The following is a 16,533-nucleotide window of genomic DNA, read 5'->3' as shown; positions in this document are numbered from 1 at the left end:
CCTGACGGGAGCCCGACACGGCGCGCGCAACCATAATTCCTCCATGCACCCTATCACCGACGCCCTGCCCGCCACTCTTTGTTACCTCGATGGCGAATACACAGCGCTGCGCGACGCGAAGATCAGCGTCCTCGATCGCGGCTTCATTTTCGGCGATGGTGTTTACGAATACGTCCCCGTCTACCTCGGTCAGCCCTTCTGTTTCGAGGAGCACATGGCCCGCCTCGACCGCTCGCTCGCCGAGCTGCAGATCGAGAACCCGCTCTCGCTCGCGCAGTGGCGCGAGATCGTGATGCGCCTCGTCGCACCCGCTGGCGATGCGCCGCAGTCCGTGTACTTTCAGGTGACGCGCGGCGTGGCTCCGCGCGACCACGCGATGGTGCGCGGCCTGCGCCCCACGGTGTTCGTGATGGTGAACCCGCTGCCGCCCATCTCCGACGCCATCCGCTCCAAGGGCGTGGCCTGCGTCACCGCGGCAGACTTCCGCTGGCAGAAGGCCCACATCAAGAGCACCAGCCTGCTGGGCGCCGTGCTTGCGCGGCAGATCAGCGTGGAGGCCGGCGCGGCCGAGACCATCATGTTCCGCGACGAGTGGCTCAGCGAGGCCTCGTCGAGCAACGTATGGGTCGTGAAGGACGGCACGCTGATCGGCCCGCCCAAGAACAACCTCGTGCTCACCGGCATCCGCTACGGCCTCTTCGAGCGCCTGAGCAGGACGCTCGGCATTCCCTTCGAGCTGCGCCCCATCTCGCGCGAAGAAGTGTTCGCCGCCGACGAAGTGCTGATTTCCTCGGCCAGCAAGGAGCTGCTGCCGGTCGTCACGCTCGACGGCAAGCCTATTGGCAACGGCCGGCCCGGCCCCATCTACGAAGCCTTGTTCAAGGCCTACCAGGAGGCCAAGGTCCACAACGCGCAAAAGCAGCAGCAGAAACACGGAGTCACGGCATGACCGACAACAACACGACCACCACCGAAACCACCTCGATCCCCGATCCGCGCAAGGAATCGCTGATCGAGTACCCCTCGCAGTTTCCGATCAAGGTGATGGGCGCCAAGGTCGACGGCTTCGTGCATGCCATCACGCAGATCGCCGAGCGCTTCGACCCCACCTTCGACGCCACCACCGTCGAGCTGCGCGACAGCAAGGCCGGCAACTACCTCGGCGTGACCATCACCGTCACGGCCACCAGCCGCGAGCAACTCGACGACATCTACCGCGCGCTGTCCTCGCACCCGATGGTCAAGGTCGTGCTTTGACCCGCAAGCTGTCCGCGCGGCAGGCCATGCAATGACGGACACCGCAGCCATCGCCAGCCCCGCCATCGAACTGCGGCCGCTGGGCCGCGTCGACTACGCCGACACCTTCGCGGCGATGAAGCAGTTCACGCTCGAGCGCACGCCCGATACGCCCGATGCGCTATGGATTTGCGAGCACGCCCCGGTCTTCACGCAAGGCATAGCGGGCAAGCAGGACCACATCCTCAACCCCGGCGCCATCCCCGTCGTGCAGACCGACCGCGGCGGCCAAGTCACCTTCCACGGCCCCGGCCAGGTGGTGGCCTATCCGCTCATCGACCTGCGCCGCGCGGGTTACTTCGTCAAGGAGTACGTCTATCGCATCGAGGAATCGGTGCTGCGCACGCTGGCCCATTTCGGCGTCACGGGCCACCGCGTGGCGGGCGCGCCGGGCATCTACGTGCGGCTGGACGACCCGTTCTCCCACGCCGCATTGACCGGCCCCATGCCCGAGGCCGACCCGTTTCGCGGGCTCGGCAAGATCGCGGCGCTGGGCATCAAGGTGAGCCGCCACGCCACCTACCACGGCGTGGCGCTCAACGTCCGGATGGACCTCGAACCCTTCTCGCGCATCAACCCTTGCGGCTACGCAGGGCTGCAGACGGTCGACCTTTCTACAATCGGCATCCAAACCACATGGGAAGAAGCCGCCGCGGTGCTGAGCCAGAAGCTCTGCACCTTCCTGGCGCCTTGACATACCAATGAGCACCACAGAAGTCGTCCGCGACGCGCAAAGCGCCGAAACCTACAACCCCCTGGCCAAGCAGAAGGCGGCAGCCAAGCTGTCGCGCATTCCCGTCAAGGTGGTGCAAAGCGGCGAAGTGCTCAAGAAGCCCGACTGGATCCGCGTCAAGGCAGGCAGCCCCACCACGCGCTTCTACGAGATCAAGCAGATCCTGCGCGAGAGCAACCTGCACACCGTCTGCGAAGAAGCCTCGTGCCCCAACATCGGCGAATGCTTCGGCAAGGGCACGGCCACCTTCATGATCATGGGCGACAAGTGCACGCGCCGCTGCCCATTCTGCGACGTGGGCCACGGCCGTCCCGACCCGCTCGACAAGGACGAGCCGATCAACCTCGCGAAGACCATCGCCAAGCTGCGTTTGAAGTACGTGGTCATCACCAGCGTGGACCGCGACGACCTGCGCGACGGCGGCAGCCAGCACTTCGTCGACTGCATCAGGAACATCCGCGAGCTGTCGCCCACCACGCAGATCGAGATCCTCGTGCCCGACTTCCGCGGCCGCGACGACCGGGCGCTCGAAATCCTCAAGGCCGCGCCGCCGGACGTGATGAACCACAACCTCGAGACCGCGCCGCGCCTCTACAAGGAAGCGCGCCCCGGCAGCGACTACCAGTTCAGCCTGAACCTGCTCAAGAAGTTCAAGGCGCTGCACCCCAGCGTGCCCACCAAGAGCGGCATCATGGTCGGCCTCGGCGAGACCGACGAAGAGATCCTGCAGGTCATGCGCGACATGCGCGCCCACGACATCGACATGCTGACCATCGGCCAGTACCTGTCCCCGTCGGGCTCGCATCTGCCGGTGCGCCGCTACGTGCATCCCGACACCTTCAAGATGTTCGAGGAAGAGGCCTACAAGATGGGCTTCAGCCACGCGGCGGTGGGGGCGATGGTGCGTTCGAGCTATCACGCCGATCAGCAGGCGCATGCCGCCGGTGTCTGAGCCTCCGGCTCAGGGCAGATCCAGCCTGTACCCCACCCCATAGATCGACCGAATCAACTCCTGCCCCTCGCTCACCGCATCGAGCTTGCGGCGCAGGTTCTTGATGTGGCTGTCGACCGCGCGATCGGTCACGGCGCGCTGGTCGGCGTGCACGTGGTCGAGCAGCTTGTCGCGCGACAGCACGCGGCCGCGTGCGTCGGCCAGGGCCTTCAGCAGGCGGAACTCGATGGGCGTGAGCCCCAGCGGGTTGCCGTGCAGCACGGAAAGTCCCTGTCGCTGATGACAACAAGCGCCGCCGCTTGGCGTACAGCGCTCGGGGATCGTGTTCCCGCCTTCCTGAGCGCCAACTGACGGCACGCCGTCCGGCAACCGCGCGGTCGCCAAGGCGCTGGCGGAAAACGGGAGCATTTCGCTATCCTGCCTTTAGGCCAAGGTCTGGCCAGGAAGAAGGAAGACGACTTTGCAAACTCACCCTGCCGTCCAAGCCGCCATGGAACGCAGCTTCGGCGCCATTGCCGATCTGGTCCGCCTCCACGCGCAACACACTCCCGATCACGCCGCTCTGTCGGACGCAACCCGCACGCTGGACTACCGCGCCCTCGACGCGCTGATGGACCGCGTCGCGGCCAGCCTGCAGCGCGACGGGCTCAAGGCCGGCGACGCCATCGCCATCTGCGCCTCGTCTTCGGTGAACTACGCGGCCGTGTTCCTGGGCGCGCTGCGCGCGGGCGTCGCGGTGGCACCGCTGGCGCCCGGCTCCACGCCCGCCAGCCTGGCGCGCATGATCGAGGACGCCGACGCGCACATCCTGTTCAGCGACGCATCAGCCGCCGAGGTGATCGGCCCCGCGAAGGACGGCGGCATTCCACGCGTGGCGCTCGACGGCTCTCAGGTCGGCCGCAATATCGAGGAGTGGCTGGCGCCTGTGAGCGCGCGGCCCGAGGCGGTCGAGGTGCAGCCGGGCTGGGCCTTCAACATCATCTATTCGTCGGGCACCACGGGCGAGCCCAAGGGCATCGTGCAGGGCCACGGCATGCGCTGGGCCCATGTGCAGCGCGGCGCGAAGTACGAGTACGGGCCCGATACGGTCACGCTGCTGTCCACCCCGCTTTATTCCAACACCACGCTGGTGGTGTTCTTCCCCACGCTGGCCTTCGGCGGCTGCGTGGTGCTGATGCCCAAGTTCGACGCGCTGGGCTACCTGCAGCTCGCCCAGCAGCGCCGCGTGACCCACACCATGCTCGTGCCGGTGCAGTACCAGCGGCTGATGGCGCATCCGCGCTTCGACGAGCACGACCTGTCTTCCTACAAGCACAAGTTCAGCACCAGCGCCCCCTTCGGCGCGGCGCTGAAGGCCGACGTGCTCAAGCGCTGGCCCGGCGGGCTGGTCGAGTTCTACGGCATGACCGAGGGCGGCGGCACCTGCATCCTGGAGGCGCACCTGAACCCGACCAAGCTGCACACGGTGGGCCGGCCCGCCGAGGGCAGCGACATCCGCCTGATCGACGAGGAAGGCAAGGAACTCCCCAGCGGCAACACCGAAGTGGCCGGCGAGGTGGTGGGCCACTCGGCCGGCATGATGACCGGCTACCACCGCCAGCCCGCGAAGACGCGCGAGGCCGAGTGGTTCGACGCCACCGGCAAGCGCTTCATCCGCACCGGCGACGTGGGCCGCTTCGACGCCGACGGCTTCCTCACGCTGTTCGACCGCAAGAAGGACATGATCATCAGCGGCGGCTTCAATATCTACCCGAGCGACCTGGAGGCCGTGCTGCGCGGCCATGCGGCGGTGGCGGACGTGGCGGTGGTGGGCGTGCCTTCCGAGCAATGGGGCGAGACTCCGGCCGCCTTCGTGGTGCGCCGCGAAGGCGACGCCACCAGCGAAGACGAACTGCTGCAGTGGACCAACGCCCAGCTCGGCAAGACCCAGCGCCTGGCGCGGCTGGCCTTCATCGACGAGCTGCCGCGCAGCGCGATCGGCAAGGTGCTCAAGCGCGAACTGCGCGACCTCGCCGTTCGTTGACAGGGCCAGGACTGACGCGCCGCGACACGAAGACAAGGCAAGATCGCGGCGAATGAAATCCCTGCGCGGTCAACTTCTCTTCTTCTGGATGCTGCTCTTCGGCATGTGCACCGCGCTGGCGGTGGTGATGCTCACGCTCTACCGCAGCAGCGCGGGCGTGCAGGTGTCGGCGGCACGCGCCGCCACCGAGCAGTCCTGCCGGGCGATCGCGGCGCGCTATGCCAAGTCGGCCACGCCGTCGCCCTCGTCGCCCGCCCCCGCACAGCCGCAGGTCGACCTGCTCCAGGTGCTGCTGCAGCTGGTGCTGATCGAGGCGCCGCACGTCGAGGGCGGCGTGTGGCAGGCCGGCGGCGGCCAGCTGGCTTATGCCTACCCCACCTATGAAGGCGGCGGCGTCAAGCGCGACGTGCCCGCGGCCGAGCAGCCGCTGATCGCCGAGGTGGCGCAACTGGCCGCCCGCACGCAGCAGCTACAGACCGACGTGGTGCGCGGCAGCCGCGAGGCGCTGATCGTCGCGGCCTGCCCGCTGGCGGCGCCGGGCAACGACCTCGCGGCCTGGACCATGACCCGCACCACCGGCGGCGCGCTGGCCGCGCAGGACAGCCTGCGCACCGGGCTCGGCGTGCTGCTGTTGCTGGTGCTGGCTTCGGGCCTGTGGCTGGGCTTCATCCTGTTGCGCGGGCTGCGCCACGTGCAGCGGCTGGAAGACCGGCTGGCCCGCAGCGATGCCGACGGTGGTGCCATGCCGGAGCTGCCCCGCACCGGCGTGCGCGAGCTCGACCGCATCGTCGACGGCTTCAATCACTACCGTGTGCGTTTCGAGGAAGCACGCGCGCGCCTTCGCGAAGCCGCCCAGCAGCGCAGCCGCGACCAGCGCCTGGCCGCGCTGGGCCGCATGACGGGGGGCATCGCGCACGAGATCCGCAATCCCATCGCCACCATGCGGCTGAAGGCCGAGAACGCGCTGGCCGCCACGCCCGAGAAGCAAGGCGACGCGCTGCGCGTGATCGTCGGGCAGATCGACCGGCTCGACGGCCTGGTGCAGAGCCTGCTGGCGCTGGTGCAGCCGGTGACGCTTGCGCCGGTGCAGGTCGACCTGCATCGCTGGCTCGAAGAACGCATCGCGACCGTGAGCGTCAAGGCCGGCGCAGCGGAGGTGCGCCTGGTGCTGCAGCACGACGAGCCGGCGCAGGCCGTGTTCGACCCCGTGCATCTGGCGCGCGCGGTCGACAACCTGCTCGACAACGCGGTGCGTCATGCGGCGCGCGGCGGGCAGGTCACGCTCTCGGCCTCGGCGAACGAGGCGCGCGCGCTCTTCATCCGGGTGGACGACGACGGCGGCGGCGTACCAGAAGCCTTGCAGGCCAGCCTCTTCGAGCCCTTCGCCACGGGCCGCGCCGACGGCACCGGCCTGGGCCTGGCCCTGGCGCGCGAGGTGGCGCTGGCGCACGGCGGCGACCTGCGCCATGCGGCGCTCGAACCCGGCACGCGATTCGAACTGGAGCTTCCATGGCGCGCTTCCTGATCGTCGACGACGACGACGCTTTCCGCGACACGCTGGCCGAGACGCTGCAGGGCCTGGGCCACGACGCGCAGAACGCCGCGAGCGGCGCCGAGGCGCTCGATGCGATGGCGCGCACGCGCTTCGACGCCGTGTTCCTCGACCACCGCATGCCCGGCATGGACGGCCTGCAGACGCTGGAGGCGATGCACGCGCGGCTCGCGCGCGTGCCGCCGGTGATCGTGCTCACGGCCTTCGCGAGCGCGGGCAACACCATCGAGGCGATGCGGCTCGGCGCCTTCGACCACATCACCAAGCCGATCAGCCGCGACGCCGTGCGCGAGGTGCTCGGGCGGGTACTGCAACAGCAGCAGCAACAAGGCGTGGCATCGGCCGCCGCCGTGACGGAGGACGACGGCGACCTCGTCGGTCTCAGCCAGGCGATGCGCGAGGTGCAGAAGCGCATCGGCCTCGCGTCGGCGAGTTCGGCGCCCGTGCTGGTGCTGGGCGAGACGGGCACCGGCAAGGAAATGGTGGCGCGCGCGCTGCACCGGTATTCGTCGCGCGCGGACAAGCCCTTCGTGGCGGTCAACTGCGCGGCCATTCCGAAGGAGCTGCTCGAAAGCGAGCTCTTCGGCCATGTGCGCGGCGCGTTCACGGGTGCGACCGGCGAGCGCGCGGGGTGCTTCCGCGCGGCCGACGGCGGTGTGCTGCTGCTCGACGAGATCGGCGACATGGCGCTCGCGGTGCAGGCGAAGATCCTGCGCGTGCTGCAGGAAGGCGAGGTCACGCCGCTGGGCAGCCACAAGCCTGTGAAGGTCGACGTGCGCATCGTCGCAGCCACCCACCGCGACCTGGCCGCGGCGGTCGGCGAGGGGCGCTTTCGCGAAGACCTGATGTACCGGCTCGACGTGCTGTCGATACGCCTGCCGCCGCTGCGCGAGAGGCTGGCCGACGTGATCCCGCTGGCCGAGCACTTCCTGCGGCGCGCGGCCTCGCCCGATGCGCCCAAGGCGCTCTCGGCGGAGGCCGCGCAGTTGCTGCTGAGCCGGCCCTGGCCCGGCAACGTGCGGGAGCTACGCAACGTGATGGAGCGCTGCCAGGCGCTGGTGCGGCATCGCGTGATCGGCAGCGCCGACCTGGACCTGGCGATGGGCGAGGCGCGGCCCGCGCAATCCGCACCGTCCGTCGGGATGCTGCCGGCCGAGTGGCTGGAGGGCGACCTGCCCGGCGCGGTCGAACGGCTCGAAAGGCTGCTCATCGAGCACGCGCTCGCGCAGGCGCAGGGCAACCGCACCGAGGCCGCGCGGCGGCTGGGCATTCACCGCCAGCTGCTGTACCGGAAGCTGGCGCAGTACGGCATCGAGTAGTAGATAAGGCGATGAGGCGATAAGGCGCCCGGGGATGTCCGCAAAGCGGACGCCTCCTGTCTCCGTACCGGACGACTGCCGCCATTCGGCGCGCGCAAGTCGTTGATTTCAAAGGAAATGCGGGCTGGCACGTTGTGTGAGATGTCCATGGGGCATTCATCCACAAGGAGTCACCATGACACACCGCATCGCGTCCATCGCCACCGCCGTCTGCCTGCTCGCGGGCAGCACCGCTTTCACCCCGGCCTTCGCCCATCTTCCGCCGCCGCCGCCCGTCGCCGCACCGGAGGCGGAGACCGTCGCCACCGGCCGCGTCCAGCAATGGCTGCTCAACCCGAACGGCGAGGCCGACGGCCTGCTGCTGGCCGACGGTACGCAGGTCGCGTTTCCGCCGCACCTCTCGGCCGCAGTGATGCAGGCGCTCAGGCCCGGCGACACCGTGCAGGTCCGCGGCTGGCGCGCGCCCCAGGTGCCGGTGGTGCGCATGCAGTCGCTCAGCGCCAACGGCCGCAGCGTGATCGACGAGCCGCCCGCTCCCGGCATGCTCCCGCCGCGGCGCGACCCGGCCGCGCTGAGCGCCATGACGGCGGACGGGCGCATCGAGCGCCTTCTGTACAACGACCTCGGCGACGTGCACGGCGCGCTGCTGGCCGACAGGACCATCGTGCGCTTCCCGCCGCACATCGGCGCGGCGTACGGCGCGCAGCTGCAACCCGGCGCGCAGCTTTACGCGCGCGGCTGGGGTACGCGCGGTGCGCAGGGCACGGCGCTGGAAGCCACGGGCATGGGCCCGACCGCATCCGCCGTGCGCGAGGTGTTCGACGGCCCGCGCCGGGGACCGGGTCGCGGCCCGGCGGCGCCGCGTCCGCCGGTGCCGGCGTTCTGATCCGCGAGCCGCTGCGATGACCGCCCCGTCCTCCGCCCCCTCCCGCCGCAGCCTGCGCGCACTGGACGCGCTGGCCTTCTTCGCGCCAGACATCCAGGGCGGCGTCGGCCCGTTCCTGATCGTCTTCATGGCCGGCACGCTGGCCTGGGACCCGCAGCGCATCGGCACCGTGATGTTCGTCTCGGCGCTGGTCGGGCTGCTGGTGCAGGCGCCGGCCGGCGCGCTGATCGACAGCGTGCGGCACAAGCCGCGGTGGATCGCGGGGGCCATCGCGCTCATCGCGGTGTGCCTCGTGGTCATGGCGAACTGGCCGGGCTACGGCGTGATCCTGGCGGGCCAGTCGCTCATCGGCGCTGCGGGCACGCTGGTGGCGCCGGCCATCGCCGCCGTCAGCCTGGGCATGGTGGGCCGCGCCGGGCTGGATGCGCGCGTCGGCCGCAATGCCGCGATCACTGCGGCGGGCACGGTGCTGTGGGCGCTGGGCACCGGCTGGGTGGGCCATGCGTTCGGGCCGCATGCCATGTTCTTCTACGCGGTGGCGATGGCGTTGCCGACCATCGCAGCGGCCATGCTGATCCGCAAGCGCGACGTCGATCCGAAGCTGGCGCGCGGCGCCGATGCCGACGCCGATCACGAGGAAGCCGACGCACCGCGTTCCACCGCACGCTGGTACGACCGCCGTTTCATCGTGCTGCTGGTCTGCGCCTTCCTGTTCCACCTGGCCAACGCCGCCATGCTCACGCTGGTGGCGCAGAAGGTCGGCACGCAGGCCGGCACCTCGGCCACGCTGTGGCTGTCGGGCGGCGTGATCGTCACGCAGCTGGTCACCATTCCGATTGCACTGGCGGCCGGGCGCTGGGCGCCGCGGTTGGCGCGCAAGCCCATCTTCCTGATTGGCTTCGCGGTGCTGCCGGTGCGCGGGCTGCTCTACCTGCTGGCCGACAGCCCGGCCGCGCTGCTGTCGCTGCAGGTGCTGGACGGCATCGGCGCGGGCATCTTCGGCGTGATGCTGACCTTGATGATCGGCGACATCACGCGCGGCAGCGGGCATTTCAACTTCGCGCTGGGCATCGGCGCGGCCTGCGTGGGGCTTGGCGCGGCGCTCAGCAACCTGGTGGCGGGCACGGTCGCGCACCTGGCCGGCTACGGCACGGCCTTCGTGATGCTGGCGGGCATCGCGGCCGCTGCGCTGACGCTGTTTGCGCTCGCAATGCCGGAAACTCGCGACCGGCGCCGTTCGATGGCGAACGCGCCGGCCGCCTCCGCACTGACCACCGCCGCTCCATGACCAAAGACACCGTGTCCCCCCTGTCGTCCTCGTCCGCCACTTCCGCCGCTTCCGCCGCTTCCGGGGCCGACGCTCCCGCGCCCCACGAAGGCGGCGGCAACGGCCTGCTCTGGGTGCTGGTGGCGGTGGCGGTGCTGTTCGCCTTCGTGCGACCGCGCGCGCCGATGGACTGGCTCAAGCTGGTCGACTGGCAGACCGTGGGGGCCCTGGCCGGGCTGCTCGCCATCACGCAGGGCGTGGAGAAGAGCGGCATGCTGCAGTCGGCCGCCCAGCGGCTGCTGGCGCGCACCACCAATCTGCGTCAGCTGGCGCTGCTGCTCACCGCCACGGCCGCCGTGCTGTCGGCACTGGTCACCAACGACGTGAGCCTGTTCCTGCTGGTACCTCTCACCCGCGTGCTGGCCACGCAGGCGCACCTGCCGCTGGCGCGGCTGGTGGTGCTCCAGGCCCTGGCGGTGAACGCGGGCTCCGCGCTCACGCCCATCGGCAATCCGCAGAACCTGTACCTGTGGCACCGCACCGGCGAAAGCTTCGGCGGCTTCATGCTCATGATGGCGCCCACCGTGCTCGTCATGCTTTTCTGGCTGTTCGTGGCCGTGTGGCTGCTGGTGCCGCGCACGGCCATCGCGCTCAAGCCGGCGGCCGAGGCCGCACCGGTGCAGCCGAGGCTGCTGGCGCTGTCGGGCGTGCTGTTCGTGGGTTTCGTCGTCGCGCTCGACCGGCACTGGCTGCTGGCTGGACTGGCGGTGGTGTTCGTCGCCTACCTGCTGTTCCAGCGCCGCGTGCTGCTGGGCGTCGACTGGGCGCTGCTCGCCATCATCGCGCTGATGTTCGTCGACCTGCGCCAGCTCGCCGAACTGCCGGCGGTTGCTTCGCTGGTGGGCCAGTGGCCGATTGCCGAGGGCTGGCGCGCGTACCTCGCGGCCATCGTCACCTCGCAGTTCATCAGCAACGTGCCGGCCACCATCCTGCTGGACCGCTACGTGCACGACCTGCCCGCGCTGGCGGCGGGGGTGAGCGTGGGCGGCTTCGGCTGCGTGCTGGGCTCGTTGGCCAACCTCATCGCCCTGCGGCTGGCGAAGGTGCCGCACGGGCTTCGCGAGTTCCATCGCATCAGCATTCCCTTCCTGATCGTGTGCGCGGCATCGGCGGTGCTGCTGCGGCTCGGTTGATCGCGTTTTCCGTTTCACAACCACACTCAAAAAAGGACATTCCATGCCACATCCTCACGACACCCTCGACGTCTGGTCGGTCGAAGGCCGTTTCCAGCACCTGATCTACAGCCCCAAGGGCCACATCGAAGGCGTGCTGATCGACACCGACAGCGTGCCCACGCAGTTCGTGTTCGAGCGCCACGACGAAGACGCCGCAGCCGCGTTCGCCGGCCTGAAGTCCGGCCAGACGCTGGTGATCGAAGGCATCGAGGAAGGTCCCTCGCCCAAGGGCGATGCCGAACACACGGTCTACCGGTTCGAACGGCTGGCCTCGGTCGACGGCAAGGCGCCGCGCCAGGTGGACACCGCCGGAAGCATCGACGGCAAGGTGGTGCGCTTCAACTACGCGCGCCACGGACAGGCCAACGGCGTGGTGCTGGACACCGGCGACTTCGTCCACACAAAGCCCGACGGCCTCGCGCGGCTGGCCCTGAAGGTCGGCGACAAGGTGCGGGCCGAGGGCCGCTCACAGCCGCTGGCGACGGGCCAGGGGCGCGTGGTCGAAGCGGTGCGCGTCAACGGGCAGGCGCTGCAGGAAGTCGACGGAAGCTGATGCTGCCTGTGGCATTGCCGGGGCGCTGCGCGGACAATCCATGACAGCCCATGCCTGTCCCCGGTTCCTCCCCGTCGCCCCACCATGCACTCGCCCTGCGCGACTACGGCCACTCGCATGGCAGCCATGCGCACGACCACTTCCAGGTGCTGATCGGCCTCGACGGCGTGCTTGAAATCGAAGTGGAAGGCCGGGGCGCCGGCATCGGCGTGGGCGAGGCGCAGGTGGTCGCCCCGGGCGACCGGCACGACTTCAGCGCGCGCAAGCACGGCAGCCTGTGCCTGGTGCTCGACACCACACATCCGGCATGGGCCCGCTGCGCCGAGCGTGCACCGCCCGACGCGCCGCAACTGCACGCGCTGGCGCGCTACCTGGCGCAATGCATGAGGCAGCCGCAGGCCTCGGCCCTGGCCTTGCAGCATGGCCCCGCGCTGCTGCTGGAGGCCTGGAGCCCCGCGCCGGCATCTGCTGATTCGCGCCGCCGACGCATCGACTGGACCTTGCTCGCCGACTGGGCGCGGGCCCGCTGGCACGAACCGCTGGGCGTGGCCGACCTGGCTGACGCTGCCTGCCTGAGCCCGAGCCAGTTCGCGCTGCGCTGCCGCGACGAGCAGGGCATGGGCGCGATGCAGTGGCTGCGTTCGCTGCGGCTGGCGCATGCGCGCGAGCTGCGGCTGGGCGGCATGAGCGTGGCGGAGACGGCGCGGCACACGGGCTACCGCTCGCCATCGGCGCTCACGGCGGCCCTTCGGCGCTGAGGCGCTGAACCCGCTTCGACCGCAAGACCGTCGTTTCGCGACGACGGACCCTCATTGCGCGACGACCGCATCGCGTAGCCTCGCCGTCCATGCCATCGACCGCCTACGCCCTGATCGCCATCGCCCTGTGGACCACGCTCGCCTCGCTGGGCACGGCCCTTTCCCACCTGCCGCCCTTCCTGCTCACCGGGCTGGCGCTCATCATCGGCAGCGTGCCGAGCTGGCCGCTTGTGCTGCGCGACCGAGCCGCCTGGAAGGTGCCGCCGCGCACGCTGGCGCTGGGCATCTACGGGCTCTTCGGCTATCACTTCCTGCTGTTCATTGCGCTGCGCTATGCGCCGCCGGTGGAGGCCAACCTGGTCAACTACCTGTGGCCGCTGCTGATGGTGGTGCTGGCGCCGGTGCTGCTGCCGGGCGTGTCGCTGCGGCCGCTGCACCTGGTGGCGGGACTGCTGGGCTTTGGCGGTGCGGCAGCGGCGATCCTGGGCGCAGGCGGGAGCGGTGGCGCTTCCGCCGCGGGGTACTGGGGCTTCGTGCCGGCGCTGGCCTCGGCCTTCGTCTGGGCCAGTTATTCGCTGTGGACGAAGCGCGTGCCGGCTTTCCCGACCTCTGCGATCGGCCTGTTCGGGCTGGTCTCGGGCGCGCTATCGCTGGTCTGCCATGCGGTGCTGGAGCCCTCGGTGGCGCTGTCGGGCCGCGACTGGCTGCTGCTGGTGCTGTGCGGGCTCGGCCCGCTGGGCGCTGCCTTCTTCGTGTGGGACATGGCGCTCAAGCGCGGCGACGCGCGGCAGATCGGCATCCTGAGCTACATCACGCCGCTGGGCTCGACGGCGCTGCTGCTGCTCGTGACGGGTCGTCCGCTGACCTGGACCATCGTGCTGGCGGCCTGGCTGATCATCTCGGCGGCAATCATGGGCACGCGAGCGCGGTGATCGTGGTGATGTTTGCGTGCTGAATCAGGCTGTATCCGACGGCGCGCCTTCATCTTTTCTGGCTAGAGTGGAGGCTCAGGAAAAAGGAGCCAACCCACATGGACGACAAGAACAGGGATTTCGAGATCACGCCCAAACTGGTGTTCGACCTGAACCTGGCGCTGTACCTCGACCTGGTGGCCGCGCTGGAGGGCGCGGGCGCCGTCACCTACCGCCAGATGGCGGCCCGGGTGCTCAACATCAGCATGGATGCGCGCAACGACGGCGAAGCCGGCCTGTCGACGGTGCTCGAGGGCATCGCCCGGGGCTTCGCGGGCCACGGCGACGGCCTGTCGATCGAACTGCTGAAGGCCGCGCGCGGCCTGCGCGAGGACGACGCGCTGGGCGACATTCCGATGCGCCCCGACGAAGGCTGAGGCGGGGCAGCCCCCTCCTTCGGTCCGGCCTCAGTCTTCGGCCACCTGCAGCACCAGCTTGCCGAAGTTCTCGCCCGCGAAAAGCTTGTTGAGCGACTCGGGGAAGGTTTCCAGTCCCTTCACCACGTCTTCCTTGCTCTTCATGCGGCCATCTTTCAGGTATCCGGCCATCTCGGCGATGGCGATGTGATAGCGGTCGGCGTAGTCGAAGACCACGATGCCTTCCATGCGCGCGCGGTTCACCAGCAGGCTCAGGTAATTCCTGGGGCCGGCCGATGGCATGCTGTTGGCGTTGTTGTACTGGCTGATGGCGCCGCAGATGATGATGCGGGCCTTGCGCGCGAGCCGCGCCAGCACCATGTCGAGGATCTCGCCGCCGACGTTGTCGAAGTAGATGTCCACACCCTTCGGGCAGTGGGTCTTCAGGCCCTCGCGCACCGCGGCGGCGCCGGCCTTGTAGTCGATGCAGGCGTCGAAGCCCAGCTCCTTCACCACCCAGTCGCACTTGGCTTCGCCGCCGGCGATGCCGACCACGCGGCAGCCCTTGATCTTGGCCAGCTGGCCCACGGTCTGGCCGACGGCGCCGGCCGCGCCCGAAACCACCACCGTCTCGCCCGGCTTGGGCATGCCCACGTCCATCAGGCCGAAGTAGCCGGTCATGCCGGGCATGCCCAGCACGTTGAGCCACTGGGTGATGGTGCCCACGCGCAGGTCGATCTTCACCAGGCCGTTGCGCTTGATCTGGTCTTCGGGGATGAGGATGTATTCCTGCACGCCCAGCGTGCCGTAGACCGTGTCGCCCACCGCGAACTGCGGGTTCTTCGAGGCGATGACGCGGCCGACGCCGCCGGCGCGCATCACTTCGTCGATGCCCACGGGCGGGATGTAGCTCTTGGCGTCGTTGAGCCAGCCGCGCATGGCGGGGTCCAACGACAGCGACAGCGTCTTGACGAGCACGCCGCCCTCGGCCGGCTCGCCGACGGGCTCGGTGGTGAACTTCCAGTTCTCGCGGGTGGCCGTGCCCTCGGGGCGCTTGGCGAGGCGGACCTGGTGATTGGTGAGTGGGCTGCTCATGGTGGCTGTCTCCTTGACCTTGAATGAGGGGCGCTGGCGCGCAGGCGCATCGTAGCGGCGCCCTCCCGGCGGGCAGGTAGCGCAGGCGACAGCGGCGCCTGGCGCTTACTTCTACCCAATCTAGGCCAGCCTGACGACGATCTGCAGCCCCGGCTGCCCGTTGCGCACCGTGAGCTTGCCGCCGTGCGCCTCGGCGATCAGCCGGCACAGGTACATGCCCAGGCCCACCCCGCCGGTGGCGCGCGCCCGGGCGCCGTCGGTGCGGTAGAAGGGCTCGGTCAGGCGCTCGAGCTGCGCCTCGTCCACGCCGGGGCCGTGGTCGCGCACCTCGATCTCCACGCCCTGCCGGCTGCTGTCGCCCTCGATCACCGCGCGCAGCGACACGCACGGCGGCCGGGGCGCGTCGGCGCTGTAGCGCAGCGCGTTGTCCAGCAGGTTGCGCACCAGCAGGCGGATGCGCATGCGGTCCACGCCGTGCGGCGGCAGGCCATCTGCCAGGTCGAGGTGAACGTGCTCCGCGCCGGGCATCTCGGCGGCGATCTCCCGGATCAGCGCCGCCAGGTCGACCGGCTCGCGCTGCAGCGCCACGTGCGGGCTTGCGAGGCGCTCGCTTTCGAGCAGGTCGCTGATGAGGTCGCGCATCTCGTTGAGGTCGCGCAGCAGCGCGTCGCGCTCGGCCTGCCCCTCGGGCGTGGTCGGCAACAGTTCGGCGTTGAGCCGGGCGCGCGTGAGCGGCGAGCGCAGTTCGTGGCTCAGCGCCAGCAGCAGCCCGCGCTTGGCGTCGAGCATGGCCTGGATGTCCTCGGCCATGGTGTTGATGCGCTCGGCCAGGTCGCCCAGGTCGTCGTTGCGGCGGATCGGAATCGGCTGCGTGAACTCGCCGCGGCCGAAGCGCTGCGCGCCCTCGCGGATGTCGATCAGCGGGCGCAGCAGCCGGCTCACGTAGGCGTAGCCCAGCAGCACGCACGACAGCAGCAGGCCCAGCGTGGCCCAGCCGATGACGCGCGGCGCCAGCTGCCAAAGCTTGGGCGACCAGCCGAAGATCACGCGGTGCCCGTCGGCCGTGGGGCGGATGAACCACTTGTCGCCGCCGAACACGTCCTCGCGGTCGTGCATCCAGCCGCCGGGGCTGTTCGCGCCGCCGGGGTTGGAATCCCAGTTGACCTTGGGGCCGACGATGCGGATGGTGATGGGCAGCCGCGCCACCAGCGCCTGCGCGCGCGCCACGTCGGGCGGCGTGCCGATCTCGGCGACGAGGCGGTCGGCGTAATCGGTCAGCATCGGCTTGGCGGCCTCGGCCCAGCCGGTGGAGAACGACTTCTTCATGCCGCCCATGAACACAGCCGCCATCACCAGCGCGAGCAGCACGAACATCAGCACCAGCCGCACGCGCAGCGAACGCCGCCAGCGGCGCTTGCCCTGAACCTTCTCGTTCCAGCGCGCGTGCCACTTGGCGTGCCAGTCGCCGCGCGTCATCTCGTCGCGGCATTCCTCGCCGCGCCACCGCATCCTGCGGGACTCCCTGCTTCGGCCGAAA

Annotated in this window: 16 protein-coding genes and 1 pseudogene; 14 read left to right on the top strand and 3 right to left on the bottom strand. The window is 69.8% G+C overall.

The window, feature by feature from the left end; all coding sequences use genetic code 11:
- Positions 1 to 43: 43 nt before the first annotated feature.
- From AC1VNX_RS03955 to lipA, 4 genes are read left to right on the top strand one after another with little or no spacing between them, the layout of a single operon-like run.
- Complete coding sequence (locus AC1VNX_RS03955; protein ID WP_483155553.1) at positions 44 to 949, top strand: D-amino acid aminotransferase; 906 nt, start codon at positions 44 to 46, stop codon at positions 947 to 949.
- A complete protein-coding gene (locus AC1VNX_RS03950; protein ID WP_483155552.1) occupies positions 946 to 1,257 on the top strand; it encodes a YbeD family protein in 312 nt (103 codons plus the stop codon). Before AC1VNX_RS03955 ends, AC1VNX_RS03950 begins: the two co-directional genes overlap by 4 nt.
- Before the next feature lie 31 nt (positions 1,258 to 1,288).
- Entirely contained in the window at positions 1,289 to 1,990 is a 702-nt protein-coding gene (gene lipB, locus AC1VNX_RS03945) for a lipoyl(octanoyl) transferase LipB (protein WP_483155551.1), read from the top strand.
- Between the two features lie 7 nt (positions 1,991 to 1,997).
- On the top strand, positions 1,998 to 2,981 hold the full coding sequence (gene lipA / locus AC1VNX_RS03940) for a lipoyl synthase (RefSeq protein ID WP_483155550.1): 984 nt from the start codon (positions 1,998 to 2,000) through the stop codon (positions 2,979 to 2,981).
- A gap of 9 nt (positions 2,982 to 2,990) precedes the next feature.
- Here lipA and AC1VNX_RS03935 read toward each other — a convergent pair.
- Positions 2,991 to 3,233: pseudogene (locus AC1VNX_RS03935) on the bottom strand (winged helix-turn-helix domain-containing protein); the annotation flags it as partial.
- Between the two features lie 238 nt (positions 3,234 to 3,471).
- On the opposite strand from AC1VNX_RS03935, the gene AC1VNX_RS03930 reads away from it, so the two are divergent.
- The 10 genes from AC1VNX_RS03930 (at position 3,472) to AC1VNX_RS03885 (ending at position 13,922) form a co-directional block, all read left to right on the top strand.
- Positions 3,472 to 5,004: a class I adenylate-forming enzyme family protein gene (locus tag AC1VNX_RS03930; protein WP_483155549.1), complete on the top strand. Its 1,533-nt coding sequence runs from the start codon at positions 3,472 to 3,474 to the stop codon at positions 5,002 to 5,004.
- Between the two features lie 52 nt (positions 5,005 to 5,056).
- Complete coding sequence (locus tag AC1VNX_RS03925; protein WP_483155548.1) at positions 5,057 to 6,529, top strand: sensor histidine kinase; 1,473 nt, start codon at positions 5,057 to 5,059, stop codon at positions 6,527 to 6,529.
- Positions 6,514 to 7,875: a sigma-54-dependent transcriptional regulator gene (locus AC1VNX_RS03920; RefSeq protein WP_483155547.1), complete on the top strand. Its 1,362-nt coding sequence runs from the start codon at positions 6,514 to 6,516 to the stop codon at positions 7,873 to 7,875. The genes AC1VNX_RS03925 and AC1VNX_RS03920 overlap by 16 nt, the downstream gene beginning before the upstream one ends.
- A 175-nt stretch (positions 7,876 to 8,050) precedes the next feature.
- The gene (locus AC1VNX_RS03915) at positions 8,051 to 8,761 is read left to right on the top strand and encodes a hypothetical protein (protein ID WP_483155546.1); all 711 of its coding nucleotides are present in this window, start codon (positions 8,051 to 8,053) and stop codon (positions 8,759 to 8,761) included.
- 16 nt (positions 8,762 to 8,777) lie between these two features.
- Positions 8,778 to 10,049 carry an MFS transporter gene (locus AC1VNX_RS03910; RefSeq protein WP_483155545.1) on the top strand — a complete coding sequence of 424 codons (1,272 nt, stop codon included), beginning with the start codon at positions 8,778 to 8,780 and terminating at the stop codon, positions 10,047 to 10,049.
- Positions 10,046 to 11,221 carry an SLC13 family permease gene (locus tag AC1VNX_RS03905; RefSeq protein WP_483155544.1) on the top strand — a complete coding sequence of 392 codons (1,176 nt, stop codon included), beginning with the start codon at positions 10,046 to 10,048 and terminating at the stop codon, positions 11,219 to 11,221. Before AC1VNX_RS03910 ends, AC1VNX_RS03905 begins: the two co-directional genes overlap by 4 nt.
- A 43-nt stretch (positions 11,222 to 11,264) precedes the next feature.
- Entirely contained in the window at positions 11,265 to 11,816 is a 552-nt protein-coding gene (locus AC1VNX_RS03900) for a hypothetical protein (RefSeq protein ID WP_483155543.1), read from the top strand.
- A gap of 50 nt (positions 11,817 to 11,866) precedes the next feature.
- A complete protein-coding gene (locus AC1VNX_RS03895) occupies positions 11,867 to 12,574 on the top strand; it encodes a helix-turn-helix transcriptional regulator (RefSeq protein WP_483155542.1) in 708 nt (235 codons plus the stop codon).
- A gap of 89 nt (positions 12,575 to 12,663) precedes the next feature.
- Positions 12,664 to 13,506, top strand: coding sequence for a DMT family transporter (locus tag AC1VNX_RS03890; protein ID WP_483155541.1), 843 nt, complete (start codon positions 12,664 to 12,666; stop codon positions 13,504 to 13,506).
- A gap of 98 nt (positions 13,507 to 13,604) precedes the next feature.
- Complete coding sequence (locus AC1VNX_RS03885; RefSeq protein ID WP_483155540.1) at positions 13,605 to 13,922, top strand: hypothetical protein; 318 nt, start codon at positions 13,605 to 13,607, stop codon at positions 13,920 to 13,922.
- Between the two features lie 30 nt (positions 13,923 to 13,952).
- Here AC1VNX_RS03885 and AC1VNX_RS03880 read toward each other — a convergent pair whose 3' ends face one another.
- Together AC1VNX_RS03880 and AC1VNX_RS03875 are read right to left on the bottom strand one after the other, a co-directional pair.
- The gene (locus AC1VNX_RS03880) at positions 13,953 to 14,996 is read right to left on the bottom strand and encodes an NADP-dependent oxidoreductase (RefSeq protein ID WP_483155539.1); all 1,044 of its coding nucleotides are present in this window, start codon (positions 14,994 to 14,996) and stop codon (positions 13,953 to 13,955) included.
- Positions 14,997 to 15,116: 120 nt separating this feature from the next.
- Positions 15,117 to 16,505, bottom strand: coding sequence for a HAMP domain-containing sensor histidine kinase (locus AC1VNX_RS03875; protein ID WP_483155538.1), 1,389 nt, complete (start codon positions 16,503 to 16,505; stop codon positions 15,117 to 15,119).
- Between the last annotated feature and the right edge of the window lie 28 nt (positions 16,506 to 16,533).

It is taken from the genome of Variovorax sp. TLI9-5A, from assembly GCF_056867935.1.
The sequence above is the reverse complement of the archived record's forward strand: the minus strand, read 5'-3'. Positions and strand labels throughout refer to the sequence as shown.